General features: G+C 75.0%; 24 protein-coding genes. 12 read left to right on the top strand and 12 right to left on the bottom strand.

The window, feature by feature from the left end:
* Nucleotides 1–18: 18 nt before the first annotated feature.
* The 5 genes from ACZ5FU_RS29290 (at nt 19) to ACZ5FU_RS29310 (ending at nt 7,895) form a co-directional block, all read left to right on the top strand.
* Nucleotides 19–2,934 carry an AfsR/SARP family transcriptional regulator gene (locus tag ACZ5FU_RS29290; protein ID WP_451528670.1) on the top strand — a complete coding sequence of 972 codons (2,916 nt, stop codon included), beginning with the start codon at nt 19–21 and terminating at the stop codon, nt 2,932–2,934.
* Nucleotides 2,924–4,909, top strand: a complete 1,986-nt coding sequence (locus ACZ5FU_RS29295; protein WP_469047406.1) for an AfsR/SARP family transcriptional regulator — start codon at nt 2,924–2,926, stop codon at nt 4,907–4,909. Before ACZ5FU_RS29290 ends, ACZ5FU_RS29295 begins: the two co-directional genes overlap by 11 nt.
* A 272-nt stretch (nt 4,910–5,181) precedes the next feature.
* Complete coding sequence (locus tag ACZ5FU_RS29300; RefSeq protein ID WP_451779417.1) at nt 5,182–6,051, top strand: helix-turn-helix domain-containing protein; 870 nt, start codon at nt 5,182–5,184, stop codon at nt 6,049–6,051.
* Between the two features lie 137 nt (nt 6,052–6,188).
* Nucleotides 6,189–7,160: an alpha/beta hydrolase gene (locus ACZ5FU_RS29305; protein WP_451779414.1), complete on the top strand. Its 972-nt coding sequence runs from the start codon at nt 6,189–6,191 to the stop codon at nt 7,158–7,160.
* Nucleotides 7,161–7,178: 18 nt separating this feature from the next.
* On the top strand, nt 7,179–7,895 hold the full coding sequence (locus ACZ5FU_RS29310) for an alpha/beta fold hydrolase (protein ID WP_451528666.1): 717 nt from the start codon (nt 7,179–7,181) through the stop codon (nt 7,893–7,895).
* 202 nt (nt 7,896–8,097) lie between these two features.
* Here the strand turns inward: ACZ5FU_RS29310 and ACZ5FU_RS29315 are convergent, their stop codons facing one another.
* The 4 genes from ACZ5FU_RS29315 to ACZ5FU_RS29330 form a co-directional block, all read right to left on the bottom strand.
* Entirely contained in the window at nt 8,098–8,823 is a 726-nt protein-coding gene (locus ACZ5FU_RS29315; RefSeq protein ID WP_451528665.1) for a metallophosphoesterase family protein, read from the bottom strand.
* Complete coding sequence (locus ACZ5FU_RS29320) at nt 8,820–9,146, bottom strand: hypothetical protein (RefSeq protein WP_451528664.1); 327 nt, start codon at nt 9,144–9,146, stop codon at nt 8,820–8,822. The genes ACZ5FU_RS29315 and ACZ5FU_RS29320 overlap by 4 nt, the downstream gene beginning before the upstream one ends.
* The gene (locus ACZ5FU_RS29325; protein ID WP_451528663.1) at nt 9,146–9,835 is read right to left on the bottom strand and encodes a nucleotidyltransferase family protein; all 690 of its coding nucleotides are present in this window, start codon (nt 9,833–9,835) and stop codon (nt 9,146–9,148) included. Before ACZ5FU_RS29325 ends, ACZ5FU_RS29320 begins: the two co-directional genes overlap by 1 nt.
* A 118-nt stretch (nt 9,836–9,953) precedes the next feature.
* Complete coding sequence (locus tag ACZ5FU_RS29330; protein WP_451528748.1) at nt 9,954–10,214, bottom strand: hypothetical protein; 261 nt, start codon at nt 10,212–10,214, stop codon at nt 9,954–9,956.
* Between the two features lie 305 nt (nt 10,215–10,519).
* Here ACZ5FU_RS29330 and ACZ5FU_RS29335 point away from each other — a divergent pair, with 305 nt between their 5' ends.
* A complete protein-coding gene (locus ACZ5FU_RS29335; RefSeq protein ID WP_451528662.1) occupies nt 10,520–11,278 on the top strand; it encodes an IclR family transcriptional regulator in 759 nt (252 codons plus the stop codon).
* A gap of 151 nt (nt 11,279–11,429) precedes the next feature.
* Nucleotides 11,430–12,635 carry a PP2C family protein-serine/threonine phosphatase gene (locus ACZ5FU_RS29340; protein ID WP_468643468.1) on the top strand — a complete coding sequence of 402 codons (1,206 nt, stop codon included), beginning with the start codon at nt 11,430–11,432 and terminating at the stop codon, nt 12,633–12,635.
* A gap of 73 nt (nt 12,636–12,708) precedes the next feature.
* Here ACZ5FU_RS29340 and ACZ5FU_RS29345 read toward each other — a convergent pair whose 3' ends face one another.
* From ACZ5FU_RS29345 to ACZ5FU_RS29360, 4 genes are all read right to left on the bottom strand, one after another.
* The gene (locus ACZ5FU_RS29345) at nt 12,709–12,855 is read right to left on the bottom strand and encodes a hypothetical protein (RefSeq protein ID WP_468643470.1); all 147 of its coding nucleotides are present in this window, start codon (nt 12,853–12,855) and stop codon (nt 12,709–12,711) included.
* Between the two features lie 258 nt (nt 12,856–13,113).
* The gene (locus ACZ5FU_RS29350; protein ID WP_451528659.1) at nt 13,114–13,644 is read right to left on the bottom strand and encodes a DUF4396 domain-containing protein; all 531 of its coding nucleotides are present in this window, start codon (nt 13,642–13,644) and stop codon (nt 13,114–13,116) included.
* A 210-nt stretch (nt 13,645–13,854) separates the two neighbouring features.
* A complete protein-coding gene (locus ACZ5FU_RS29355) occupies nt 13,855–16,137 on the bottom strand; it encodes a heavy metal translocating P-type ATPase (RefSeq protein WP_468643472.1) in 2,283 nt (760 codons plus the stop codon).
* A gap of 108 nt (nt 16,138–16,245) precedes the next feature.
* Entirely contained in the window at nt 16,246–16,530 is a 285-nt protein-coding gene (locus ACZ5FU_RS29360; RefSeq protein WP_451528657.1) for a heavy-metal-associated domain-containing protein, read from the bottom strand.
* Between the two features lie 456 nt (nt 16,531–16,986).
* Between ACZ5FU_RS29360 and ACZ5FU_RS29365 the strand changes: the two genes are divergently transcribed.
* Nucleotides 16,987–18,186 (top strand): oxygenase MpaB family protein, encoded by a 1,200-nt coding sequence (locus tag ACZ5FU_RS29365; RefSeq protein WP_451528656.1) that lies wholly within the window; start codon nt 16,987–16,989, stop codon nt 18,184–18,186.
* 142 nt (nt 18,187–18,328) lie between these two features.
* Here ACZ5FU_RS29365 and ACZ5FU_RS29370 read toward each other — a convergent pair whose 3' ends face one another.
* The 4 genes from ACZ5FU_RS29370 to ACZ5FU_RS29385 form a co-directional block, all read right to left on the bottom strand.
* The gene (locus ACZ5FU_RS29370; protein WP_451528655.1) at nt 18,329–19,525 is read right to left on the bottom strand and encodes a TetR/AcrR family transcriptional regulator; all 1,197 of its coding nucleotides are present in this window, start codon (nt 19,523–19,525) and stop codon (nt 18,329–18,331) included.
* Between the two features lie 191 nt (nt 19,526–19,716).
* Nucleotides 19,717–20,823: an NAD(P)-dependent alcohol dehydrogenase gene (locus ACZ5FU_RS29375; RefSeq protein ID WP_451528654.1), complete on the bottom strand. Its 1,107-nt coding sequence runs from the start codon at nt 20,821–20,823 to the stop codon at nt 19,717–19,719.
* Complete coding sequence (locus ACZ5FU_RS29380) at nt 20,820–21,311, bottom strand: DUF4334 domain-containing protein (RefSeq protein ID WP_451528653.1); 492 nt, start codon at nt 21,309–21,311, stop codon at nt 20,820–20,822. Before ACZ5FU_RS29380 ends, ACZ5FU_RS29375 begins: the two co-directional genes overlap by 4 nt.
* A 42-nt stretch (nt 21,312–21,353) precedes the next feature.
* Nucleotides 21,354–22,106, bottom strand: a complete 753-nt coding sequence (locus tag ACZ5FU_RS29385) for a TetR/AcrR family transcriptional regulator (RefSeq protein ID WP_451779393.1) — start codon at nt 22,104–22,106, stop codon at nt 21,354–21,356.
* 262 nt (nt 22,107–22,368) lie between these two features.
* Here ACZ5FU_RS29385 and ACZ5FU_RS29390 point away from each other — a divergent pair, with 262 nt between their 5' ends.
* The 4 genes from ACZ5FU_RS29390 to ACZ5FU_RS29405 all read left to right on the top strand — a co-directional run.
* Nucleotides 22,369–23,523, top strand: coding sequence for a CaiB/BaiF CoA transferase family protein (locus tag ACZ5FU_RS29390; protein WP_451528651.1), 1,155 nt, complete (start codon nt 22,369–22,371; stop codon nt 23,521–23,523).
* The gene (locus tag ACZ5FU_RS29395; protein ID WP_451528650.1) at nt 23,523–24,548 is read left to right on the top strand and encodes an LLM class F420-dependent oxidoreductase; all 1,026 of its coding nucleotides are present in this window, start codon (nt 23,523–23,525) and stop codon (nt 24,546–24,548) included. Before ACZ5FU_RS29390 ends, ACZ5FU_RS29395 begins: the two co-directional genes overlap by 1 nt.
* Complete coding sequence (locus ACZ5FU_RS29400) at nt 24,545–25,693, top strand: acyl-CoA dehydrogenase family protein (protein WP_468643483.1); 1,149 nt, start codon at nt 24,545–24,547, stop codon at nt 25,691–25,693. The genes ACZ5FU_RS29395 and ACZ5FU_RS29400 overlap by 4 nt, the downstream gene beginning before the upstream one ends.
* A gap of 77 nt (nt 25,694–25,770) precedes the next feature.
* Nucleotides 25,771–26,459, top strand: a 689-nt coding sequence (locus tag ACZ5FU_RS29405; RefSeq protein WP_469047409.1) for a thiolase family protein, incomplete at its 3' end; no start/stop codon positions are given.

Genomic DNA, 26,459 nt, shown 5'->3' on the forward strand with positions numbered 1-26,459 from the left:
ACACCGGAGGGGGAAGACGTGCCGCTGGAACCCGTGCGGTTCGCCGTCCTGGGGCCCGTGCGCGTGCGGCGGGGCGAGAGGGAGCTGGAGCTGGGCGGGCGGCAGGAGCGGGCCTTCCTGGCCCTGCTGCTGGTCGGAGCGGGCCAGCCGGTCGGCATGGACGAGATCGTCGACACGTTGTGGGGGACCGCCCCGCCCCGCAGCGCGGTCAACGTGGTGCGCCGGCACGTGGGGTCGCTGCGGCGCCTGCTGGAGCCCGGCCTCGCCGCCCGCGCGGAGGGCCGCTGGCTGGTGCGGGACGCCGGCGGCTACCGGCTCCTGACCGACGCCGACTCACTGGACCTGGCCCGCTTCCGCGCCCTGCGCCGGGCCGCGGAGCGGACGGCGCGGGAGTCGCCCGAGCGGGCGCTCGGTGCGCTCACCGAGGCGCTCGCCCTGTGGCGGGGGCCGGTCGCCGCCGGTCTGCCCGCCGCGGCCCGCGCCCATCCGGCCTTCGACGCGGTGGACCGCGAACGCCTGGCCGCCGTGCGCGAGGCGGCCGACGCCGCCCTGCGCGCTGGACGTCCCGCGGCCGTCCTGCCCCACCTGCACCGGGCCGCCGCCGCGCATCCCCTGGACGAACCCGTGCGGGCCGCGCTGATCCTCACCCTGGCGGCGGCGGGCCGCCGGTCCGAGGCCCTCGCCGTGTACGACGCCGTACGCACCCGGCTCGCCGACGAGCTGGGGATCGATCCCGGCGCGGAACTGCGCCGGGCCCGCGAGACCGTGCTGCGGCCGGGACCCGGCGCGGGCGGGACGGCGGCGCCCGGACCGGCCGGCGCGCCGCCGGACGCGGACGGCGCTCCCCCCGCGAAGCCGGGCGAACCTCCCGCCCCGGCCCCCGCGAGGGCCCTCGCCGGCCCCTCCGCCCTCCCGGTCCCCGCCCAGCTCCCGCACGACATCCCGATGTTCACCGGCCGCGGCGGCGAACTCGACGAGATCCTCGCCCTCGCGTCCGGCGACGCGGCCGCGCCCGGCACCGTGGTGATCGGCGGCATGGCCGGCGTCGGCAAGACCACCCTCGCCGTGCACGGGGCGCACCGCGTCGCCCACCGCTTCCCCGACGGCCGGCTCTACGTCAACCTGCGCGGCTACGACCCCTCCGGCGCGGTCATGGAGGCCGGCGAGGCCGTGCGCGGCTTCCTGGACGCCCTCGGCGTACCGCCCGACCGGACACCGCACGGCGTGGACGCGCAGGCCGCCCTCTATCGCAGCGCGCTGGCCGGACGCCGGATGCTCATCGTCCTGGACAACGCCCGCGACAGCGACCACGTACGGCCCCTGCTGCCCGGCTCGCCCGGCTGCCTCACGCTCGTCACCAGCCGCGACGCCCTCTCCGGACTGGTCGCCACGCACGGCGCCCGCTCCCTGACGCTGCGTCCCTTCGACACCGGGCAGGCACGCGCCCTCCTCGTCCGCCGCCTGGGCACCGAACGGGTCGAGGCCGAACCGCGCGCCGCCGACGAGATCACCGACCTGTGCGCGGGACTGCCCCTGGCCCTCGCCTGCGTCGCCGCGCGCGCCGCCGCGCACCCGCACTTCCCGCTGTCGGCCGTGGCCGCCGAACTGCGCGAGGCCCACGGCAGCCTCGACGCGTTCGCCCGCTCCGACGCCTCCGTGGACGTCGGCACCGTCTTCTCCTGGTCCTCCCGCCGGATCTCCGACGCGGCGGCCCGGCTGTTCCGGCTGCTCGCCCTGCACCCCGGCCCCGACCTCACCCTGCCGGCCGCCGCCGCCCTGGCCGGACTGCCGCCCCGCCGCACCCGGCCGCTGCTGGCCGAACTGACCGGCCTGCACCTCGTCACCGAGCACAGCCCGGGCCGGTACGCCTTCCACGACCTGCTGCGCGCCCACGCCGGCGAACTCGTCGAGGAGCGGCACACCCACGCCGAACGGCGGGCGGCCCTGCACCGGCTGCACCACCACTACCTGCACACCGCCCACGCCGCCGACCGGTTGCTCGCCCCCAACGCCGACCCGCCGCCCCCACCGCCCGCGCCCGAGGGCGTCCACCCCGAACCGCTCGCCGACGACGACCGGGCCCTGGCCTGGCTCACCGCCGAACACGCGGTGCTCCTCGCCGTCGTCGACCACGCCGCCACCACCGGGCAGGAACGTATCGCCTGCCATCTGGCCTGGGCCCTGGAACCGTTCTTCGACCGCCGGGGCCACTGGCACGACGCGCTCGCCGTCCAGCGCACCGCCCTCAACGCCGCCCGCCGGCTCGCCGAACCCGCCATGGAGGCCCGCGGGCTGCGCGGCCTGGCCCGCATCGAGGGCCGGCTCGGCCTGTACGACCGGTGCCGGTCCCGCCTCGAGGAGGCCCTCGCACTCTTCACCGCCCTGGGCGACGACACCGGCCGTGCCAACACCCACCGCAGCCTCGGCTGGGAGAGCGAGCAGCGCGGTGACCTGCCCGGCGCCCTGCGCCACAACCAGCTCGCCCTCGCCCTGTTCCGGACCGTCGGCGACCGGGCCGCGCAGGCCAGCGCCCTCAACTCGGTCGGCTGGTACCACGCGCTGCTGGGGGAGCACCGGCAGGCGCTCACGCACTGCTCCGAGGCCCTGACCACCCTCCAGGACCTCGGCGACCGCTACGGCCAGGCGGCCACCTGGGACAGCATCGGATACGCCCACCAGCACCTCGGCCGCCACCCGCAGGCCCTCCTCGCCTACCGCAACGCCCTCGCCCTCCTCGGGGACCTCGGCGCGCCCTACGCCGAGGCCGACATCCTCGTCCGGGCCGGCGACACCCACCGCGCCATGGGCGACGAGGAGGGCGCCCGCGCCGCCTGGACCGAGGCCCTCGCGCTCCTGAGGGGCCTGGACCACCCCGACGCCGAGGGGGTCCGGGCCCGGCTGACCCCGGGGGACGGACGGGCCGGTGCCTGCTGACCCGGCCGTGACGCGGTTCGAGGTGCTGGGACCGGTGCGGGTGTGGCGCCAGGACGCGGAACTCGACCTCGGATTCCCCCAGCAGCGCGCCCTGCTCGCGCTGCTCCTGGCCTGCGCGGGCCGCCCGGTGCCCACCGGCGAGCTGCTCGCCCTGCTGTGGCCGGGACGACCGCCCGCCAGCGCCCCGAACGTGGTGCGCCGTTACGTCGGCGCGTTACGGCGCCTGCTGGAGCCGGAACTGCCGCCCCGCGCCCCCGGCCGGCGCCTGCTGCGCCGCCCCGGCGGCTACCTGCTGGAGGCCGCCCCCGAAGAGGTCGACCTGCTGCGCTTCCGCGAACTCACCCGGCAGGGCAAGCGGGCGGCCGCCACCGGCCGGGCCGAGACGGCGGCCCTGCGCCTCGCCGAGGCCCTGGGGGAGTGGCGCGGACCGGTGGCGATGGGCATCCCCGCCGCCGCGCGCGAGCACGTCCAGTTCACCGCCCTCGGCCGCGAACTCCTCGAGACGGCCCGGCTGGCGGCCGACGCCGCCCTGCTCTGCGGCCGGACCGCGCAGGTCCTGCCCGCCCTGCGCCGGGCCACCGCGCTCGATCCGCTCGACGAACCGCTGCACGCCCGGCTGGTGGTGTCCCTGGCCGCCTGCGGCCTCCAGGCGGAGGCCCTCACGGCGTACGAGGAGGTCCGCCGCCGGCTGGCGACGGAGCTCGGCACCACCCCCGGTGCCGAGCTGGCGGCGGCCCACGCGCGCGTGCTGCGCCAGGACGTGGGCCGGCTGACGGCGGGGCCGCGCGTGCGCCTCGGCCGGGAGGCACCGGTCGTAGGGGTGGGCCCGGTCGTGGGGCAGACCCCGGTGGCACCGGTGGGCCCGGGCGCACGGAGGGGACCGGACCCGCGGGACGCCGACGGCGCGTCGGACACCGCCCCCGTCGTACCGGACCGGACGGCGTCCGCGGGGCGGACCCCGCTCCCTCCCGGCCCCGCCCGCTTCACGGGCCGCGCGGCCGAACTGGAGTGGCTGACGGCGGCGTGGGACGCGGCCCGGGGGACCGTCGGGGCCCCGGCGGCCGTACTCGTCGCGGGCATGGCCGGGGTCGGCAAGACCGCCCTCGCCGCGCACTGGGCCCACCGGGTCGCCGGCCGCTTCCCCGACGGCCACCTCCACGTCGCGCTGCGCGGCGGCGACCCGGAGGGAGCCGCGACGCCGCCCGAGGAGGCGCTGCGGACGGTGCTCGCGGCCCTCGGCGTCCCGGCGGCCCGGATGCCGGCCGGGCCGGCCGGGCCGGCCGCCCTGACCGGCCTGTACCGGACCCTGCTGGCCGGCCGCCGCGTCCTCGTGGTCCTCGACGACGCGGCCGGCACGGAACAACTGCGTCCGCTGCTGCCCGCCGCACCCGGCAGCCTGGCGCTGGTCACCAGCCGCCACGCCCTGCCCGGCCTCGTCGCCGCGGGCGCCCGCCCGCTGCGCCTGGAGCCGCCCCCGGCGGAGGACGCCCGCGCGATGCTGGCCGGGCTGACCGGTGAGCCCCGGACGGCAGCCGAGCACCGAGCCGCCGACGAGATCGTCGCCCGGAGCAGCCGGCTGCCCCTGGCGCTGGCCGCCGTCGCCGAACGGGCGGGGGGCCGCCGGACGTCCCTCGCGGACCTCGCCGCCCGTCTGCGGGCGACGCACGGCACCCTGGAGGCCTTCACCGGCCCCGGGGGGACGGCCGACGTCCGGGCCGCCTTCCTGGGCTCCTACCGGCTGCTGACCCTGGAGGCCGCCCGGCTGTTCCGGCTCCTGCCCCGCCATCCCGGCACCGACATCACCCCGGCCTCGGCGGCGCCGCTCACCGGACTGCCGGTGCGCGGCACCCGCCGGCTCCTCGGTGAACTCGCCGAGGCCCACCTGATCACCGAACACGCCCCCGGCCGCCACACCCTGCACGACCTGCTGCGCGCCTTCGCCACCGAGCGCGCCGAAGGCGCCGAAGGCGCCTGACGGGCCGGCTTGTGCGACGCGCCCGACCGGCCGGGCGCGTCGCACAAGCCGGGCCGGCGGGCACGGCGGGCACGGTGGACGAGGCGGGCACGGTGGATGAGGCGGGCACGGTGGACGAGGCATCCGCGGTGGACGAGGCATCCGCGGTGGACACCGCGGATGCGCCGGGCGCACACCGCCGTCACTGCGTTGTCACTCTTTTTGCACATCTCCCGGCCTACCGTCCGAACGACGCGTCAGACAGTCGCCCACTCAGGAGGCAACGCCGGAAGATGTCCACCACCAGCACGATCGCCACACCCGTCTGCCGGACGCCCCTGGGCGTCGAGATCACGACCGCCGAGACCGGCCCCGGCCGGCTGCCGGGCGGCCGGGGACCCCGGCCGGAGCACCGGCCGTACGCCGGGGACGCCGGCGAGTACCTCTTCGTGGGCCTCCGGGGCGCCACCCCCCTGCCCGCCCCCGACCCGGTGGGCGTGCGCCTCGCCCCCGGCGACATCTGCTTCTACGACGCACACCGGCCGCCCGCCCTGGACTTCCCCGAACGGTTCCGCGCCACCGTCTTCCTCGTCCCGACCGACCTGCTGGGACTCACCCCCGCCGACGCGGGACGGATCACGCGCTCCCCGGTCGCCCGCACCTCCCGGCTCGGCGCGCTGCTCTCCCCGCTCCTGTCCGACCTGGCCCGCACCGCGGCCGAGGCCCGGCCGCCGGTGGGCGAGATGCTCGCCGGGAACGCCGTGAACCTCCTGGCGACCCTCGCCGCCGAACAGCTCGGCACCCTCACCCAGGGACCTGGCTCCCAGGCACCGCCCATGACGGCCCGCATCATGGAGTACGTCGAACTGCACCTGACGGAACCGGAACTGTCCCCGGAGACCCTCGCCCGCGCCCACCACATCTCGGTGCGCTACCTGCACAAGCTGTTCCAGGACGAGGGCACCACGGTCGGCCGCTGGATCCTGCGCCGCCGCCTGGAGGAGTGCCGCCGCGACCTGGCGCGCCACGGCCGCGGAAGCCGCACCATCGCCGCCGTGGCGGGCCGCTGGGGCTTCACCAGCGCCACCCACTTCAGCCGCGTCTTCCGCACCGCCTACGGCATGTCCCCCCGCGAGTGGCGGGACCGCGCGGGCCGGGGCTGAGGCGCGGCCCGCCGGGCGGCGGGCGCTGTGCGCTCTGAGCACAGTGCCGTTGCACCTGCGGGCAACTCCCGTCCCCGGACCGCCCCTAGCGTGAACGGGCAGGTCACACGCACACCGTCAACAGCAGGAGAGAACTCATGTCCGACGTCGTCGAGCCGGCCGCGCCGGTGCTGGAACCCGCCGCCCAGGCGTTCGTGGAGGCGACCGCGAACCCGCCGTACCTGTTCGACCTGGCGCCGGCGGAGGGACGCAAGGCCGTCGACGAGGTGCAGTCCGGCGAGATCGACAAGCCCGCCGTGGACGAGGAGTGGATCACCGTCCCCGGCGGCCCCACGGGCAGCGTCCGCGCCCGCCTCGTCAAGCCCGCCGGCAGCCGGGGCACCCTCCCCGTCATCCTCTACATCCACGGCGCGGGCTGGGTGTTCGGCAACGCCCACACCCACGACCGCCTGGTGCGCGAACTCGCCGTCGGCGCGGGGGCGGCCGTCGTCTTCCCCGAGTACGACCTCTCGCCCGAGGTCCGCTACCCCGTCGCCATCGAGCAGAACTACACGGTCGCCCGCTGGATCGTCGCCGAAGGCGCCACCAAGGGCCTGGACGCCACCCGCGTCGCCGTCGCCGGTGACTCCGTCGGCGGCAACATGACCGCCGCCCTCACCCTCATGGCCAAGGAGCGCGGCGACGTCCCCCTGGTGCAGCAGGTCCTCTTCTACCCGGTGACCGACGCGAGCTTCGACACCGGCTCCTACCACCAGTTCGCGGAGGGCTACTTCCTGCGCCGCGACGGCATGCAGTGGTTCTGGGACCAGTACACCACCGACCCCGCACAGCGGGCCGAGATCACCGCATCCCCGCTGCGCGCCACCGTCGACCAGCTCACCGGCCTGCCCCCGGCCCTGGTCGTCACCGGTGAGGCGGACGTCCTGCGCGACGAGGGCGAGGCCTACGCCGACAAGCTGCGCCGGGCCGGCGTCCCCGTCACCGCCGTCCGCTACCAGGGCATCGTCCACGACTTCGTGATGCTCAACGCGCTGCGGGGGACCCGGGCGGCCGAGGCCGCCATCACCCAGGCCGTCACCGTCCTGCGCACCGCCCTGCACACCGCCTGACCCGAGGAGACACCCGACATGAGCACCGCCCCCACCGTCCTCCTCGTCCACGGCGCGTTCGCGGACGCGGCCGGCTGGTCCGGCGTCGTCGCCGAACTCCAGCACGACGGCATCCCCGTGATCGCCCCGCCGAACCCGCTGCGCGGCCTGGCGTCCGACGCGGCGTACGTCGCCTCCGTCGCCGCCCAGATCGACGGACCCGTGATCCTCGTCGGCCACTCCTACGGCGGCGCCCTCATCACCGTCGCCGGCGTCACGGAGAACGTCGTCGGCCTCGTGTACGTCGCCGCCTACGTCCCCCAGGAGGGCGAGAGCCTCGGCGAGCTGCAGGGCCGCTTCCCGCTGTCCCCGCTGACCGGCAGCCTCCGGCAGTGGACGTACCCGGTGCCGGGCGGCGAGCCCGCCGTCGAGGTCACGATCGCCGAGGACGCCTTCCCGGCCGTGTTCGCCGCCGACGTGCCGGCCGAGGTCACCGCGGTCCTCGCCGCCGCCCAGCGCCCGCTGGCCGCCGCCGCGTTCGAGGAGACCGCCGCCGCGGCCGCCTGGCGGACCAAGCCCTCCTGGGCGCTGATCGCCGGCGCGGACAACGCCATCAACCCCGAGGTCGAGCGCTTCGGCGCCGAGCGGGCGGGCGCGACGGTCGTCGAACTCGACGGCGCCTCGCACGCCGTCGCCGTCTCCCGGCCGAAGGAGGTCGCGGACCTGATCCGCGCGGCGGTCCGCGCCACGAGCTGACACCGGGCGGTGCCACGCGCCGGCATCGGGCGGTGCCACGCGCCGGCATCGGGCGGTGCCACGCGCCGGCACCGGGGTCCGCGCCCCGCCGGGCGCGGCCGCGCGGACCCGTGACCGGGGCCGGGTCCGCGCGGCCTCCCGGGAGGCGGAGTCCGGCCGGGGCGCGGACGGGCCGAGGAGCGCGGGGCCGGTGCGGGGCCGGTCAGGCGGCGTGCAGCCGGTACACGTTGAACGCCCGCCGGATCACCGGCTGGGCCACGTTCCGCACGCGCACCCCGCCCGCCGTCATCCCGTGCTCGGTGCCCAGATGGGCGTGGCCGTGGACGGAGAGGTCGGCGCCGGCCGTGTCGATCGCCTCGGCCAGCAGGTAGCTGCCGAGGAACGGGTAGATCTCCGGCGGCTCACCGGCGAGGGTGTCGGCGACGGGGGAGAAGTGGGTGAGCGCGATCCGGACGTCGCAGCCGTCCCGGCCGAGATCCTCCAGCGCGCCGTGCAGCGCGTCCGCGCTGCGCCGGGTGTAGCGGACGAACTCCTTCATCAGCGGCTCGCCGAACTCTCCGGCGCTGCGGCCCACGAACCCGCCGCCGAAGCCCTTGGTGCCGGCGACGCCGACGCGCGCCCCGGCGCACTCCACGACGGCCCCCTCGCCCTCCAGGACCGTCACGCCCGCCTCCCGGAGGATCCCGGTGACCTCCTCGGGCCGCTCGTCGTGATGGTCGTGGTTGCCGAGCACGGCCACCACCGGCACCGGCAGGTCACGCACCTCCCGGGCCACCACCCGTGCCTCCTCGGGTGTGCCGTGCCGGGTCAGGTCGCCCGCCAGGAGCAGCAGGTCGGCGCACTGGTCCAGGGTGTCGAAGGCGGGCCGCAGCAGGCCCTGGCTTTCGGGACCCATGTGGATGTCCCCGACGGCGGCGACGCGGATCACGGCAACTCCTCCGCACGGTCGGGCGAGGCGGTCCCGGCCACCACGACGTCGGTGTGCACGGCGAGTCCGGCCAGTTCCTCGTGGACGGTCCGCAGCAGCGTCTCGCGGCACTGCACGGAGGGCACCGTGCCGGTCACCACCACCGACCCGGCCCGCACCTCGGCGCGCACGCCCAGTTCGGCGAGCTCCTCGGCGGCGAGCCGGTCGTGCAGATGGGCGACGCGGTACTCGATGTTCCCGGCGTCGCCGGTGCCGGCGGCGTCTCCCGCGGGCGGGACGGCGCTGCCGGCACCGCCGTCCGTGGGTTCGGCGAAAGGCCTCATCACCGTTCCTCCTTCGGCGTCGGGGCGATGACGTCCAGCCGTTCCAGGAAGTAGAAGAACGCGTCGGGCATCGGATCGTCGCCGCAGGCCCGACGCACCCGGTCCCAGTCGACCTTCTCCCGGAGCAGACGGGCGATCGGCAGGACCGCGCCGAAGTCGCAGTGGTGCTCGGAGAAGGCGGCCACCCGGCTGTGCACCAGGTCGGTCGGCGACAGCACCGGCATGAGGACCGAGTCGACGGAGAGCCGCTCGGCCCGCTCCAGCAGCTCCGTGCTCACCGGCCGGTGGGCCAGTTCGAAGATGAGGTCGACCTGCTGGCCGAGGCAGCCGGCCTTCAGCAGCCAGTCCTCCGGCGGCTCGTACACCGTCAGCCCCGCCTCCCGCAGCGTCTCGGCGACGGCCTCCGCGTCCTCGGGGCGGATGGCGAAGTCGACGTCGTGCTGGAGGTTCTGGGTGCCGCCGTGGGCGTACACGGCGACGCTGCCCGCCAGGGCGAACGGGTGGCCCTTGCGCTTCAGGAGGGAACCGACCTGTTTGGCGGCCTGGAGGATCGCCTGGTTGCGGTCGAGCGGCAGCTCCTGCGCGGGCACGTCGTCGGGTGGGGCGGGATCCGGTTCTCCCGTCGCCAGCCGCAGTTCCGCGACGCCCGTGGGCTGGTCCAGAGCGTCGTCGTCGGCGTGCTGCGTCATCGCTGCCCCCTTCCGTGGACGGTCCGCCGCCCGGCGGGCCGGGCCGCGCGGCCGTGACGTCGAGACCTCCGGGTACCCGGCGTGACCCCGCCGACACGGGCGCCCGCCGGGCCGGACCTCAGACGCCGTGCCCACGCGCCGCGAGCCAGCGGTGCACGGCCTCCTTGTCGGCCGGGGTGATGCGGGCCGGCCCGTCGACGCGCGGGCCCTCGTCCTCGTTGAAGGCGGTGTCGGTGACCCTGGCGGTCACCCAGGTGGCGAGGTCCTCGGCCGCGGGGGCCGACAGGGAGCCCTGTTCCCACTCCGTCCGGGCCCGGCGGGCCGCCGCCGGATCGTGCCGCTCGGTCTCCGCCAGCCAGGCCGGGACCAGCCGCTCCACGGTGTCGCGCTCCTCGGACGGGGAGACCCGCCGCGAGCCCGCTCCGTCCGTGCGCTCCGGTCCGTCCGCACTGTTGGTGCTTTTGGTGCTGTTCGTGCCGTTCCGGTGGTTCATGCCGCTCCTGCCCTTCGTGCTCTTCACGACGTTCCTCCTCACGACGTCCGCGTCGCGCGTGCGGCCCGTTCCGCCGGTGCCGTCCGCGCCGTTCACACCGTTCGCGTCGCCCGTGCGGGCCGGGTGCCCCGAGAACGGCGTGGTCTCCCTCCGCCTTGCCCGCGCCTCGCCCCCGGGCGCACGCTGGACGCATGGGTGCGCAGGGCGGGCCGACGCTGATCACGTCCGTCCAGCGGGCCTTCCGCCTGCTGGAGGCGGTCGGCGCGCACGAGAACGGCGCCCCGGCGAAGCAGCTCGCCCGCGAGACCGGCCTGCCCCTGGCGACCGCCTACCACCTGCTGCGGACGCTGGTCCACGACGGATACGTGCGCAAGCTGGGGGACGGCGGCTTCGTCCTGGGCGACAGGCTCCAGGCGCTGCACTCGGCGGGCCGCGGGCAGGCGCTGCTCAACCGGGTCCGCCCCGTCCTCGCCGCGCTGCGGGACGAGCTGGCAAGCGCCGCCTACCTCACCTTCTACGAGGACGGCGAGATCCGGGTCGCCGAGATCGTCGACGGCCCCCGTACGCCCCGCGTCGACCTCTGGGTGGGCTTCGAGGACGCCGGACACGCCACCGCGCTCGGCAAGTCCGTCCTGCGCGAGCTCGACGACGAGGCCCGCCACGAGTACCTCTCCCGCCACCACCTCCGCGACCTCACCCCGCGGACGATCACCAGTCCGCCCGAGCTGCTGCGCCGCCTGGACGCCGCGCCGATGGCGCCGGCCGTCACCGACCTGGAGGAGTACATCCTCGGCACGGTCTGTGTCGCCGTCCCCGTCTACAGCGGGGACACCCTCGGCTCGCTCGGGGTGTCCCTGCCGGCGGACCGGCTGCCCCGGCTGCGGGAGATCAGGGAGCGGCTCATCCCGGCGGCGGGCCGGGTGACCAGGGGCCTGTCGCTCACTATCTGAAAACCCTCTCCTTGTGACGCGCGCCTCGAACCCGTATTCCTGGAGGAAACAGGCGTTTCGGGGGCGATCCCTCCTGCGCCACGGATCTCCCCGCACCACGGATCCCCCCGCACCACGGATCCCCCTGCACAGACGAGGACTGCGGACATTCATGAGCCAGGCCCGAGACCGTCGTGACGGCCACCGGACCGTGCGGTCCTTCACTCCCCACGTACGCGTCCCCCAAGGGCCGGCGGTCCGGCGGGCCGCCGCGTGGGCGGCCGTGGCGACGGTCGTGCTGCCGGTACTGCTCGTGGCCGTCGTCGTCCTGGCCGTGGACCTCGCCGGCGGAGCCGGGGTGGTCTGGCTGCCGCTGCTGGCGGCCGGACCCGCGCTGGCCGCCACCACCAACGGCCCGCGCGGTGTCCTGTGCGTCGGCCTGCTCGCCGCGGTGTTCGGCGCCGTCCACGGCCTGCGGTACGGCGTACCGGGGCACGACCTGGCCGCCGTGCTCTCCACCCTGACCGCCGTGACCCTGGCGAGCGGCCTGGCGAGCGTGCTGCGCGGACGCCGGGAACGGGTCCTCGCCGCCGTGCGCTCGGTCGCGGAGACCGCCCAGCACGCGCTGCTCGTGCCGGTGCCGCCCACGGTCGGCCCGTTCCAGGTCGCCGTCCGCTACAGCGCCGCCGCGGCCGAGGCCCGGATCGGCGGCGATCTCTACGCCCTGGTCCCCACCCCGTACGGCGTCCGCCTGATCGTGGGCGACGTGCGGGGCAAGGGGCTGCCGGCCGTGGGCACGGCCGCGCTGGTGCTCGGTGTCTTCCGGGAGGCCGCGCACGACGAACCGGACCTCCTCGCGGTCGTGGACCGGATCGAGCGCAGTCTGGCGCGCAACCTCGGCTCCGACGACTTCGTGACCGCGGTGGTCGCCGGACATCCGCGTCCCGGGCAGCTGGAGGTGGTGAACTGCGGACACGCGCCCCCGCTGCTGGTCCGCGCGTCCGGCGGCGTGGTCCCGGTGGATCCGCCGCGGTCGGCCCCGCCGCTCGGCCTGCGCGCCCTCACGGACGAGACGCCCGACCTGCACGTCCTGCCGTTCACCGACGGCGACCAGCTGCTGCTCTACACCGACGGTGTCACCGAGGCCCGCGACCGCGACCGCGCGTTCTATCCCCTCCACGACGGGCTGGCGCGGACGCTGACCGACGAGCCGGCCCGCACCCTCACCGCGCTCCACGACGACCTGCTCGCCCACGTGGGCGGCCACCTGCACGACGACGCGGCGCTCATCCTGATCCGCAAACCGCTCCTGCCCCGCCAGTCGGCCCACGCGTACGCGCGCGGCGGTGAGCGGCCCGCCGCGCCGGTCGCGGACTGAGGCCGGCGTTCCTTCCCCGCGTCGTACACGTCGTACCCGGGGAAGGGCCGCCGGCCTCGGAGCCGCGGGGCGCTCACGCCAGGGCGTGGGCGGGCCGGCGGTACAGCGTCGACTGCACGCCGTGCGGGAGCGCGCCGGTCTGCTCGATGGCCTCACGGTCGCCGGGCATCGGGGCGATCCCGGCGGTGGTGAGCGCCGCGTGGAGTTCCAGAAGGAGCACGTCCCGGGGGCCGAGTGGCTGTTCGGGACGGCGGGCGGGGGCCGACGGCGCGAGGAGGAAGTCCTCGCCCGCCCGGGAGGGCCGGCTGTGCGTCGCGGTGAGGCGGGCCGTGGACGGTTTCCTGTCGTGCGGGGTGGCGGAGGCTGCCAGGAGTGACTCCCGCGCCCCGGCTCCCGGTTGCGGTACGCCGCCGGAACCACCCGGACGCGGCAGCGGGACCGTTCCGTCGCCCCGGACGGCCGGGTCCCGCTCCGCCCGTCAGTGGTGGGCGTGGACGACGGCGTGCCCCTTGCCGCGGCCGATCATCCACTTGTTGACCGGAGTGGTGATCAGGAAGGCGATCGCGAAGCCGCCGAGCAGGGACGACCAGAACAGCCCCTCGGAGAGGTGGGCGTCCATCGCGCCGGGGACGAGGGCGATGATGCCGTTGTCGACGAGTTCCATCACGGCGATGGACACGGTGTCGGCGGCGAGTGCCACCTTGACCGCGCTCCCGAGACCGAGACCGGCCCGGACGACGGCGAACAGGGTGAACGAGTAGCCGAAGAGGAACGCCAGCGCGATCGCCAGCACCATGGTGGCCGCGTTGCCCCACATCAGGGCGGTGCCGACGACCATGCCGAGGATCTCGCCGACGGCGCAGCCGGTGAGGCAGTGCAGGGTCGCCCTGACGGCCGTGCCCCAGGACGCCCCCGGGCCCGCGGGCGTCCCGTGGCCCGCCCGGCCGTGGTGGTCGCCGTGCGGCGCGTGGTGGTGCCCGGTCGGAGTGTGGTGAGCGGTGTGGTCCATGGCCGTCATCCCCGTTCCCGTCGAGTGCGGTCCGTCTTCCTGAGTACCACCTTCACGACTTTATACCCCTAGGGGGTATACGGCAAAAGAACTCCGGAGGCTTTCTCCGCCCGCCGCCCGGTCGCCGCCCACCACCACAGCTGCCGCCGCCCGGCCGCCGTCCTGTGACGGACGGCGGCCGGGCGGCGGTGACGGGCACGGCGTCGGCGGCTACCGGAAGGAACGCAGCCGCAGGCTGTTGGTGACGACGAAGACCGACGAGAAGGCCATCGCGGCACCCGCGATCATCGGGTTGAGCATCCCGAAGGCCGCGAGCGGCAGCGCCGCGACGTTGTACCCGAAGGCCCAGAACAGGTTGCCCTTGATGGTGGACAGGGTCTTGCGGGAGAGGCGGATCGCGTCCGCCGCCACCCGCAGGTCGCCCCGTACGAGGGTCAGGTCGCCCGCCTCGATCGCCGCGTCCGTGCCCGTGCCCATCGCCAGACCGAGGTCGGCGGTGGCGAGGGCGGCCGCGTCGTTGACGCCGTCGCCGACCATGGCGACCGTACGGCCCTGCGCCTGGAGCCGCTCGACGACGTCGACCTTGTCCTGCGGGAGCACCTCGGCGATCACTTCGTCGATGCCGACGGCCCGGGCGACCGACTCGGCGACACGCCGGTTGTCCCCGGTCAGCAGGATCGGCGTCAGTCCCAGCCGGCGCAGCTCGGCCACCGCGGCGGCGCTGGTCTCCTTGACCGCGTCCGCGACGGTCAGGACACCGCGCGCCTCGCCGTCCCAGGCCACGGCCACCGCGGTGCGTCCCTCGGCCTCCGCGGCGGCCTTGGCCTCGGCCAGTTCGCGGGGCAGCTCGATCGCCCACTCCTCGAGGAGCTTCTCGCGGCCGACGAGCACGGCGTGTCCGTCGACGACGCCCTGGACGCCGAGACCGGCGACGTTGCGGAAGTCCTCGGGCGGCGGCAGGCTTCCCGCCCGGTCCTCGGCGCCGGCGGCGACCGCGCGGGCGACCGGGTGCTCGGAGGCGTGTTCCAGCGCGCCCGCGAGACGCAGCAGTTCGTCCTCGGCCACGCCCGGCGCGGTGAACACCTCGTGGAGCCGCATCCGGCCGGTGGTGACGGTGCCGGTCTTGTCGAGGACGACCGTGTCGACCCGGCGGGTGGACTCCAGGACCTCGGGGCCCTTGATCAGGATGCCGAGCTGGGCACCGCGGCCGGTGCCGACCATGAGGGCGGTCGGCGTCGCGAGACCGAGGGCGCAGGGGCAGGCGATGATCAGGACGGCCACGGCGGCGGTGAAGGCGGCCGTCGGGTCCGCGGTGAACCCGAGCCAGGCGCCGAGGGTGGCCGCCGCGACCAGCAGGACGGCGGGGACGAAGACGCCGGAGATCCGGTCGGCGAGGCGCTGCACCTCGGCCTTGCCGTTCTGGGCGTCCTCGACGAGCCGCGCCATCCGGGCGAGCCGGGTGTCCGCGCCGACCCGGGTCGCCTCGACGACGAGCCGGCCGCCGGCGTTCACCGTCGCCCCGGTCACGCCGGCGCCGACGCCCACGTCCACCGGTACGGATTCGCCGGTCAGCATGGAGACGTCGACCGCGGAGATCCCCTCGACGACCGTCCCGTCGGTCGCGATCTTCTCGCCCGGACGCACCACGAAGCGGTCGCCCACCGCCAGCCGGTCGACGGGGACGCGCACCTCGGTGCCGTCCCGCAGCACGGAGACGTCCTTCGCGCCCAGTTCCAGCAGCGCCCGCAGCGCCGCGCCGGCCTTGCGCTTGGACCTCGCCTCCAGATAGCGCCCGGCCAGGATGAACGTCGTCACGCCGGCCGCGGCCTCCAGGTAGATGGAGGACGACCCGTCGGAACGCGAGACGGTGAACTCGAAGCCGTGCCGCATGCCCGGCATGCCGGCGGTGCCGAGGAACAGGGCCCACAGCGACCAGCCGAGGGCGGCGAGCGTGCCGATCGACACCAGGGTGTCCATGGTCGCCGCGCCGTGCCGGGCGTTGGTCCAGGCGGCCCGGTGGAAGGGGAACGCGCCCCAGGCCACGACCGGAGCGGCCAGGGTCAGCGACAGCCACTGCCAGCTCTCGAACTGCAGGGCCGGGACCATCGCCATCAGGACCACGGGCACCGAGAGGGCCAGCGACACGAACAGACGCTGCCGCAGGGCGAGCAGTTCGTGGTCCGCGGCGGGCGCGGCGCCTTCGGCCGCGTCCTCGCCGCCCGGGGGAGCGGGCGGGGGCGGGGCCGCGGCCGTGTAGCCGGTCTTCTCGACCGTGGTGACGAGGTCGGCGACCTCGATCCCGTCCGGGTACGAGATCCTCGCCTTCTCCGTGGCGTAGTTGACGGTCGCCGTGACGCCGTCCATCCGGTTGAGCTTCTTCTCGATGCGGGTCGCGCAGGAGGCGCAGGTCATGCCGCCGATGGAGAGCTCGACCTCGGAGACGGGCGCGGGGGCCCGGCCGGGAAGCGTCTTCTCGGGAGCCGTGCTGGTCATGGGGTACTCCTGGGGAGGGCCGGGACGTGCGGCGTCCGTATCAGCGGAGCGGCACGCCCCGGCGGGGAGGGGTGCGCGTGTTCCGGGGCCGTCGGGCCCCGGGCGGGCTCACGCCGTGCCGGCGAGCTCGTAACCGGCCTCGTCGACGGCGGCGCGGACGGCGTCCTCGTCGAGCGGGGCGGCGGAGGTGACGGTGACCTCGCCGGTCCCGGCGACCGCCGTGACCGCGGTGACGCCGTCGAGCGCGGAGATCTCCCGCGAGACCGCGCCCTCGCAGTGCCCGCAGGTCATGCCGGACACCTGGTAGACGGTGGTGACGGCGCCGTCCGCGGCACCGGAGCGGCACGAGCCGTCGGTGGAGCAGCAGGAGCCGGAGTTCTTCGGGTCGGTCATGGCTTCTTCCTCGGCTGTCGATGCGCGGGTCGCTTCCGGAAGGGCTCGGTCCGCCCCTCCCGACAGGATCGACTCTATACCCCTAGGGGGTATGCCGGAAGTCCGGATGTCCTCGGCGTGTGTCCTCCGGTGCCCCATGCCGCCGATCCCCGGCCGGGGAGGCGGGCCGAGGCGGCGGAGGCGGGCGCGACGCCCTCTTCGCGAGCGGTGGGAGCGGGGCGAGGCGGGCGACGGGGCGCCGCATCGCGCGGACCCGCCGGTTCCGCGAGCTCCGCGCGGTTCCGCCGATATCGGCGACGGGTCCTCGGTCGCCACCATTGCCGACGGCAACGCACCTCGCTATGTTAATCAAAAATCACATCTGTGCGACAACGCTGAGCACGCATTGGTCGCGCAACTGGCAAGTCTGCGAAGGCATCTGGAACCATCTGGCCCATCAGGGAAGCAGGTAAGTCAATGGAGAACCTCAGCAGGCGAAGGGCTCTGTCGCTCGGTGTCGCACTCGGCCTCGTGGGCGTGGCGGGCCCCGGCCGGGCGTGGGCGTCGACGGGCTCGGCGAGCGGAGCCGCCGCGGGGACCGGTCCGGAGTGGATCTGGGACGACGCGGCGGACCCCCTGATGGCCTCGATGCTCCAGAACGGACACGTGCCGGCGATCAACACGGCATGGGCGTCGTGGGTGAACAACAACGACCCGCTGCCCAGCGGCCTGCCGGCCGCGTTCAGCACGTACCTGGGGCAGGTCAACCGGCTTCCGTCCTGGGCCGACCCCGCCAAACTGGCCCGCGCCGCCGACTTCAACCGGCGCCGGGACACCTACCTCTTCATGCTGTACGGCCTCGGCAGCGGCATCATGAGCACCGTGATCCCGCGCGAGGCCAAGAGCGTCTACTGGTCCGCGGGCGGCGCCGACATGCAGGACCGCGCGGCCAAGACGTTCACGTTCGGCTACGACCTGTCCCAGCGGGGAGCCTTCACCCCGACCGGACAGTTCGTCGTCACCGCCAACAAGACGCGCGTGGTGCACGCCGCCGTGCGCCACCTGCTGCCGCAGTCGCCGCACTGGCGGGCGGTCGCCGACGAGACCGTCCCGATCAGCGCCGCCGACATCCTGGTCACCTTCCACAGCCTGGGCACCTACGTGCACCGGAAGCTGCTCGACTGGAGGATCCCGTACCCGGCCGCGGACCAGGAGGCGTTCCTGCACTCGTGGCAGGTGGCCGTCCACCTGCTGGGTGTGCCGTACGAGCACATCCCCCGCACCTGGGCGGCCGCCGAGGCCCAGTCGGCGCGGGTGCTCACCCCGATCCTGACGCCGTCGACCGAGGGCATCGAGCTGGCCGAGGAACTGCTCGGCCTGACCGCGCAGATCGACCTCGGCGTCACGCGCGGGTTCCTGAACGAGTTCGTGCGCTACGTCCTCAGCGACGAGGTCGGCGACTGGCTGGGGCTGAAACGCGACTACGCGTCGGCGGCCCTGGTCCGCACCGCCTGGCCGGCGTTCATCCTGTTCCGCGAGGGGCTGTCGCCCGTCATGCCGGGCACCTTCTACATGTTCGACCAGTTCGTGCGCGCCCTGGCCATGCTGTTCCTCAACAAGGGCTCCTCCGGGACCACCACCCCCATCACGATACCCACCGGGAACCGGGCGGGCTGAGCCGGCGATCCGGCCCCGGCGTGCCCGCCCCGCGGCGGAAGGGCCGGGGCGGGCACCAGGGCGTCTCGCACGACGAGGCACCGCACGACGAGGCGCGCCCCGCCGCCGCCGGACCCCGAAGACCGTCGCGGAACCAGGCCGTTCACAGGCCCAGAGCGCTCACGACCAGAGCGGTGACGGCGTCACGGTGGCCGGGGCCGTCCCGCCACCGCAGCCGGCGTCCCGCCTCGACCACCACGCCGAACCCGGCGTGCACCAGCACCCGGGCCTGGCGCGGGTGCAACTGGGGACGGGCCAGCCGCAACTGCTGCTCCCATACGGCGATGTGTTCCCGCTGCGCGACGACCAGGGGCCGCCGCAGGTCGGCCGGCAGACCGGCCAGCTCGGCCTCGGCGACGCTGTTCAGCTCGGTGTGCTCGAAGCAGTAGGCCACGTACGTCGCCGCCAGCGCGACCACGGCGTCGTGCGGGCCGGCCACCTCGTGCAGACTCCGCTCCACGCCCTGCGCCAGCAGCCCCGCCGCCTGGAGGCACGCCGCCGCCAGGATGTCGACCTTGCCGGGGTAATGGCGGTAGAGCGCGGACGGGGTCAGTCCCACCGCCTCCGCGATCTGTCCGTTCGTGACGTTGGCGAACCCGTCCCGGGCGAACAGCGGGACGGAGGCCGCGAGGATCTCCGCGCGTCGTGTGCGCGGCACCGGCCGGGCGGGCAGTTCGACGGGGCGCGCGTCCCCTCGGCCCGCCGCCGGATCCGTCGCGGCCACGCGCAGCGCGGACGCCAGGAGCAGGGCCTCGGCCCGGCGCGGGGCGAGGGAGGTGTGGTGCATCGTGATGGACCCGATCGCACCGAGGGCCGCCATGGCCCGCAGGCGGTCGTCGGGCAGGGGGCGTTCGCGCTGCACCGCCTCGTCGACCCGCCCGACGAGGCGGCCGAACGTCACCCCGAGACGCCGGCGGTCCTCGTGGTCGAGGTACCGGGCCTCCCAGCGGTACACCCCGCCCGACGCGCGATGGGCGACGGTGACCCGGGTGACGGCGGTCAGCACCTCCGCCAGGGGCGCCCCGGACGGCACCTCGTCGAGCGCGGCGACCAGCCCGTCCACCATGAGGTGGGCGCACGCGGCGAACAGCGCGTACTTGTTCGGGAAGTGCCGGTACAGGGCGGCCGCGGTGATGCCCACGCCGGCGGCGACCTCCTCCATGGAGGCCTTGTGGTAGCCGCGCTCGCTGAAGACCCGCCCGGCCGCTTCGAGGATGAGCTGCTTGCGGTTGCGGGGCCGCGTGCCCGAGGCCGGACCGGCGGTCGCGGCCGAACGGGCGGACGGGGAGGCGGGAGCCATGCGGTTCAGTCAATCACACGCCGTCAGCAGGCCCCGCTCTCTTGTCGCGGCCCTCCTCGGTGCGGACCGCTCTCCCGTCGCGGCCCTCCTCGGTGCGGACCGCCCTCCCGGTGCGAACCGTCCGCTCGGATCGTCCCCCCTCCGCGCGGACCGCCCGGGAGGCGGGCGACCGCGGGATCGCTTCCCGGTGGTCATCCCCCGGACGGTCCCCCGAAGGTGAGGACCGGCTTGACCACGGTGCCGTCCGCCATGGCGGCCACGGCCGCGCCGATGTCCTCGAACGGGAACGCGGTGACCAGCCGGTCGACCGGGAAGAGACCCCGGCCGTGCAGATCGATCAGTTCGGGGAGGAAGCGGCCGGGGTCGGAGTCCCCCTCGATCACCCCGTGCACGCGGACGCCCTTGGCGAGCAGGCCCATCACGTCGAAGCTCACCTCGCCGCCGAGACCGAGGAGGGCCAGTGCGCCGCGCGGGCGCAGCGCGCCGACGGCCCGGCGGGCCATCTCCGGACGGCCGGTGGTCTCGACGACGTGGTGCGCGCCGCCGCCGGTGAGGTCGCGCAGCGCCGCCACCAGACCGTCCCCCGGAGCCAGGGTCGCCCTGGCGCCGAGTTCGCCGGCCAGGGCGCGGCGGGAGGCGACCGGGTCGACGGCCACCACCGGGTCGCAGCCCGCGGCCACCGCGGCCATCAGCGCGCTCAGGCCGACCCCGCCCGCGCCCAGCACGACCAGCGAGGAACCCGGCTCCGGGCGCAGCCGGTTGAGGACGGTGCCCGCGCCCGTCTGGCCGCTGCAGCCCAACGGCGCGACGACCGTGGCGGGAAGTCCGGAGGGCACCTTGACCACGCCCCGTTCGTGGACCACGGCGTGCGTGGCGAAACTGGACTGGCCGAAGAAGCCGGCGTGCAGCGGTGCGCCGTCCAGGAAGAGCGCGGTGGTGCCGTCGTCGCGCCCGCCGGAGAGGTTCCGGGCCGGCGCGGTGTGGCAGTACGCCGGGTGGCCCGCCGCGCACTGCTCGCAGGTGCCGCAACTGGCGAAGGTGAGGCAGACGGCGTCCCCCGGCGCGAGGCCGGTCACCTCCGCGCCCACCGCCTCGACCCGGCCGGCGCCCTCGTGGCCGAAGACCATCGGGGTGAGCCGCCGGGGCCAGGAGTCCCGCATCGCCAGGTCGGTGTGGCAGACGCCGACCGCGGTCATCCTCACCAGGACCTCGTGCGGCCGGGGGTCCTCGAGGTCCGCGTCCCGCAGGGTGAACGGGGCGCCGGGCGCCTCGGTGACCGCGGCCCGGACGCGCCTCACGCGCCCTCGGGGACGCGCCCGGGGACACGCTCGAGGAAGAAGTAGTAGAAGGGACCCTGAGGGGGAACCCCCTTGGCGTTCATGATCCCCATGAGCGTGGTGCCGTCCACCCGTTTGAAGTGGTCGAGGACCGGCTGGCCGTCGTAGATCATGGTGGCCGTCGTCTCGCCGCGGAACTCCACGGTCCACAGGCTGGCCTCGCCCTTGCCGAGCTCGCGGTGGGAGTACAGCTCGCCCTTCTCGTCCCGGCACATCAGCGGCTTGACGTCGTGCACGGAGGTGAACGTCTTGCCGTACCAGCCGGCCTTCGCCAGCATGCCGTTGAGCGGGTGCCCGGTCGCGAACTCGCCGCCCTTCCACTCGCCGAGCATCTCCTCGGGGCGGACGGTGGCCAACGCCGTCCAGATCTCGTCGAGTTCGGCGGGGTCGACCAGGCCGTCCCGCTCCCGGAGCTCCTGGAACCGGGTGCGGGCCTCGAGCACGTCCATGGGGTGTCCTCTCGTCGGTGGTGGCACCGTGGAAGTCAGACGTCAGGATGTTCCGGGGCCGGGTCGCGCCGGGGACGGCGGCCCGGACCGCTGCCGGCCGCTGCCGGCCCCCGGAGTCCGGGAAGGGACGAGCCGCGGGAACGGGAGCGGGGAGCCGCCGGTGACCGTGCCGGGGTGGCCCACGGTGCCGAGGCTCAGCAGCACATGGCGTTCGGCGACCTCCTCCGCGGTGAGCGGGCCGTCCGCGCGGAACCAGTTGGCGACCCCCTGGCACATGACGAGCACCGAACGCACCGCGTCGGCCGGGATCGGCGTGGTGAAGACCCCCTGGGCGCGGCCCGCCTCGACCGTGTCCAGCAGCATGTGCTCGAGATAGTCGCGCAGGGCGACGTAGCGTGCCCGGTTCTGGGGCTCCAGGCTGCGGATCTCCGTGTCCAGGAAGGCCAGTTGCCGACGGTGGGCCATGGAGAGCACGATCGACTCGACCATGCCGCAGAACCGCGCCAGCGGATCGTCGCCCGCCTCCCCGGCCGCGGCCCGGCAGCGGTCCAGGACGTCCTTGATGGACGTCTCCAGCAACGTGGCCAGCAGGGCCTGCTTGTTCTCGTAGTGGTAGTACAGCGCGGGCACCGTGACGCCGACCCGGCCGGCGATGTCGCGGACCGAAGTGCCGTGGTAGCCGTGTTCGTTGAAGGCCTCCATGGCGTGCACCAGGATCGGGTGCAGGTCGAGGGGCCCGTAGGAGCGCCAGTGTGCCGCCGGGGGAGTGGTGTCCTGGCTCGGCTCGGTGTTCAACGGCTCTCCTCGGGACGGGCGGCGATCGGCGACATCGTACGGCCGCGAGTCCGCGACACTTCCCTCCGGCTGCTTAGCGATCGATAAGGAAAACCTAGCAGTTGGTGCCCGGCCCGGTGTCACTTCCCCGGTAAGGAACCAGAAAAACTCCTGCCGCCCGGGGAGTTGACCGACCGGTGCCGCGCTCCTACGTTCTTAGCGAACGCTCAGTAAGTCCCCGGTCGAGCGGCGGTGAGCCCGTCGCGTACCGAGAAAGGAATCCATGAGCCTTCGTCCCCCCGACCTTCCCGCCCCCGCCGTGGCGGGCCCGCTGGACGGCGTGCGCGTGGTGGAACTGGCGGGGATCGGTCCCGGGCCGTTCGCCGCGATGCTGCTCGCCGACCTGGGCGCCGACGTGGTGCGCGTGGACCGTCCCGGCCCCTCGCCGCTCGGCGGTGATCCCGCCCACGACGTGACCAACCGCAACAAGCGCTCCGTCCTGGTGGACCTGAAGTCGCCCGGAGGGCCGGAAACGGTGAGGGCGCTGGCGGCGCGCGCCGAGATCCTGCTGGAGGGATACCGGCCCGGTGTCGCGGAGCGGCTCGGCGTCGGCCCCGAGGAGTGCGCGGCCGCCAACCCCGCGCTGGTGTACGGCCGGATGACCGGCTGGGGCCAGCGAGGACCCCTCGCGTCCCTGGCCGGACACGACATCGGCTACATCGCCACCGCGGGCGCCCTGTCCATGATCGGCCCGCCGGACGGACGGCCCGTCTTCCCCGTCAACCTGCTCGGCGACTACGCGGGCGGCTCCCTCTACCTGACCACCGGCGTCCTCGCCGCGCTGCTCACCGCCCGCGCCACCGGCCGCGGCCAGGTGGTGGACGCCGCGATCGTGGACGGTACCGCGCACCTGACCGCCCTGTTCTGGGGCATGCTCGCCGAGGGCACCTGGCAGGACGCCCGCGGCCGCAACCTGCTCGACGGCGGCTGCCCCCACTACGGAGTCTACGAGACCGCCGACGGCGGCTGGATGGCGGTCGGCGCCCTGGAACCGCAGTTCTACGCGGTGTTCGTCTCCCTGCTGGGCCTGGACGCCGAGGACCTGCCGGACCGCGCCGACCCGCGCAACTGGCCCGAGCTGCGGACCGTGTTCACCACCCGCTTCAAGACCGCCACCCGGGCGGAGTGGACGGCCCGTTTCGAGGGCACCGACGCCTGCGTCGCGCCCGTGCTCTCGCTGCACGAGGCGGCCGGCCACCGGCACCTGGGCGCACGCGGCACCTACACCGAGGCGCACGGCGTCACCCAGCCCGCCCCCGCCCCCCGCTTCTCCGGCACCCCCGGCTCCCTCCGGCTCCCCCCGGCCGTCCCCGGCGCGCACACCGCCGACGTGGCCCGCGACTGGGGCGTGCCCGACCTGCTGAAGGACCACCGCTGATGGAACTGTCCTCACCCCTGACGTATGCCGGCGATCCCCGCGCCGCCGCGGACCGGGCCGCCGCCCTGGAGGCCGCGGGCCTCGACGCCGTCTGGGTGGCCGAGGCCTACGGCTTCGACTCCCCGACGGTCATGGGGTACCTCGCCGCGAGGACCGGGCGGATGCGGATCGGCTCGGCCGTCCTCAACGTCTACTCCCGCACCCCCGCGCTGATCGCGCAGACCGCGGCCGGACTCGACGCCCTCACCGGCGGCCGCGCGATCCTCGGCATCGGCGCCTCCGGACCCCAGGTCGTCGAAGGCTGGCACGGCCGCCCCTACGACCGCCCGCTGGGCCGCACCCGCGAGGTGATCGAGCTGTCCCGGCGGATCTGGCGGCGCGAGGTGATCGAGCACCACGGCATCACCGACCTGCCGCTGCCCCCGGGGCAGGGCACCGGCCTCGGCAAACCGCTGAAACTGCTGAACCACCCGGTCCGCGACACCATCCCCGTGCACGTCGCCGCCCTCGGTCCCGCCAACGTCCGGGCGACCGCCGAACTCGCCGACGGCTGGCTGCCGTTCCTCTACGTCCCCGAGCACGCCGCCAAGGTCTGGGGCGGCCCCCTCGCGGAGGGCACCGCCCGCCGCGACCCCGCGCTCGGCCCGCTCTCGGTCGTGGCGGGCGGTCTGCTGGCCGTCGGCGACGACGCCGAGGCCGTCCGCGACCTGATGCGCCCCACCGTCGCCCTCTACGTCGGCGGGATGGGCGCGCCCGGCCGCAACTTCTACCACGACCTCGTCTGCTCCTACGGCTACGAGGCCGCCGCCGCCACGATCCAGGAGCACTACCTCGCGGGCCGCAAGAAGGACGCGGAGGCCGCCGTACCGGCCGAGTTGCTGGAGCTGCTCTGCCTGGCCGGCCCCGAGGGCTACGTCCGCGACCGCGTCGAGGTCTTCCGGGAGGCGGGCGTGACCATGCTCAACGTCACCCCCGTCGGCCCCGACCCCGCCCGGCTGATCGAACGCGTGAGGAGCTGGCTGTGACACCGCGACGAGACCTGTACGGCCCCGACCACGAGGCCTTCCGCGAGACGGTGCGGACCTTCCTCGCCAAGGAGGTGGTCCCGCACCACGAACGCTGGGAGAAGAACGGCGTCGTCGACCGCGAGGTGTGGCGCTCGGCGGGCCGCCAGGGCCTGCTCGGCATGGCCGTCGACGAGGAGTACGGCGGCGGCGGGACCGACGACTTCCGCTACAGCGCCGTCCTCATCGAGGAGTTCGCCCGTGCCGGCGCCTCCGGACTGGCCCTGAGCCTGCACAACGACATCGTCGGCCCGTACCTGACCCGGCTCGCCACCGAGGAGCAGAAGCGGCGCTGGCTGCCCGGTTTCACCTCCGGCGACCTCGTCACCGCCATCGCCATGACCGAACCCGGCACCGGTTCCGACCTGCAGGGCATCCGCACCACCGCCACCGACCGGGGCGACCACTGGCTGCTCGAGGGTGCGAAGACCTTCATCTCCAACGGCATCCTCGCCGACCTCGTGATCGTCGTGGCCCGCACCACACCCGAGGGCGGCAGCGGCGGGCAGAGCCTGCTCGTCGTCGAGCGCGGCACGGCTGGCTTCGAACGCGGCCGCAACCTCGACAAGATCGGCCAGAAGGCCCAGGACACCGCGGAGCTGTTCTTCCACGACGTGCGCGTCCCCAAGGAGAACCTGCTCGGCGAGGAGAACCGGGCCTTCGCCCATCTCATGGGCAACCTCGCCCAGGAGCGGCTGGCCATCGCGGTCGGCGCCGCCGCCGCGGCCGCGGAGATCCTGGACGTCACCGTGCGGTACGTGAAGGAGCGCGAGGCGTTCGGCGGGCCGCTGGCCGGGCTCCAGCACATCCGCTTCGAGATCGCCGAGATGGCCACCGAGACCGCGGTCACCCGGACCTTCGTGGACCGCTGCGTCGCCGAGCACGACCAGGGCCGGCTCGACGCCGTGCACGCCTCGATGGCCAAGTGGTGGGCCACCGAACTGCAGAAGAGGGTCGTCGACCGCTGTCTCCAACTCCACGGCGGATACGGCTACATGAGCGAGTTCCGGGTGGCCCGGGCGTTCCTCGACAGCCGCGTCCAGACCATCTACGGCGGCACCACCGAGATCATGAAGGAGATCATCGGCCGCTCGCTGCTCGGCTGAGCCCCGGCCGACCCCCCTCCCCGGCACCCGTGCCGCGTCCGCGGCCACGTCCAGACCCGACCCGGAAGGCACCCGAGGTGAGCACCGAAGCATACGTGTACGACGCGATCCGCACCCCGCGCGGGCGCGGCAAGGCAGGCGGCGCCCTGCACGGCACCAAGCCGATCGACCTCGTCGTCGGCCTGCTCCACGAGACCCTCCGCCGCTTCCCGGACCTCGACCCGGCGGCGATCGACGACATCGTGCTCGGCGTGGTCAGCCCCCTGGGCGACCAGGGCGCGGACATCGCCCGCACCGCCGCGATCCTCGCGGGACTGCCCGAGACGGTGGCGGGCGTGCAGGAGAACCGCTTCTGCGCCTCCGGTCTCGAGGCCGTCAACCTGGCCGCCATGAAGGTCCGTTCGGGCTGGGAGGACCTGGTCCTGGCGGGCGGCGTGGAGTCGATGTCGCGGGTGCCCATGGGCAGTGACGGCGGTGCCTGGGCGCTGGATCCGCGCACCAACCACGACACCGGATTCGTCCCGCAGGGCGTCGGCGCCGACCTGATCGCCACCCTGGAGGGCTTCTCCCGGCACGACGTGGACTCCTATGCGGCGCTCTCCCAGGAGCGGGCGGCCACCGCCGTCAAGGAGGGCCGCTTCGACCGCTCGCTCGTCCCCGTGCGGGACCGCAGCGGGCTGACGGTCCTCGACCACGACGAGCACCCGCGCCCCGGTACCACCGCCGACTCGCTCGCCCGGCTGAAGCCCTCGTTCGCCGACATCGG

The organism is Streptomyces sp. NPDC031554 (assembly GCF_055580685.1).